The sequence below is a fragment of the Neisseria sp. P0022.S009 genome (genome assembly GCF_051956675.1).
Classification (GTDB): Bacteria; Pseudomonadota; Gammaproteobacteria; order Burkholderiales; family Neisseriaceae; genus Neisseria.
Genome location: NZ_JBQCXE010000084.1, coordinates 1 through 432, shown reverse-complemented (window position 1 = coordinate 432; position 432 = coordinate 1). Strand labels below are relative to the sequence as shown.

Annotated in this window: 1 protein-coding gene; it reads right to left on the bottom strand. The window is 52.1% G+C overall.

Going from position 1 to position 432, the window contains the following annotated elements; all coding sequences use genetic code 11:
* On the bottom strand, nucleotides 1-391 hold a 391-nt coding region (locus ACTHUG_RS11550), incomplete at its 3' end, for an SDR family NAD(P)-dependent oxidoreductase (RefSeq protein WP_440422311.1).
* Nucleotides 392-432 lie beyond the last annotated feature (41 nt).

Here is a 432-nt window from a genome sequence, read left to right as displayed (position 1 = left end):
TCATCATGCCGCGCAATACGGCTTTAGAGGCGCGGAAGACGGATTTGAGGTTGAACTGCATGATGTCGTCCCATTCTTCCTCTTTCATGCGCATCAGGAGGTTGCCGCGGGTAGTGCCGGCGTTGTTGACCAAAATATCCAGTTTGCCGAATTCTTTCTCGATGTCGGCAATTAGGTTTTCGATGGTTTCAGGTTCGGCAGAATTCAATGCACGGCCTTCGCCGCCCCATTGCGCCAAGCGCTTGCTAATTGCAACCGCACCGCTTTCGCTGGTGGCAGTGCCGATAACTTTTGCACCGGCCGCAGCCAAAGTATCGGCAATCGCAGCACCAATACCGCGCGATGCGCCGGTGACCAAAGCGAGTTTAAAGCTTACACCGTGTATACTCATGTTTCATCCCTTAATTGCGATTGGAAAAATAGTTTCAGACG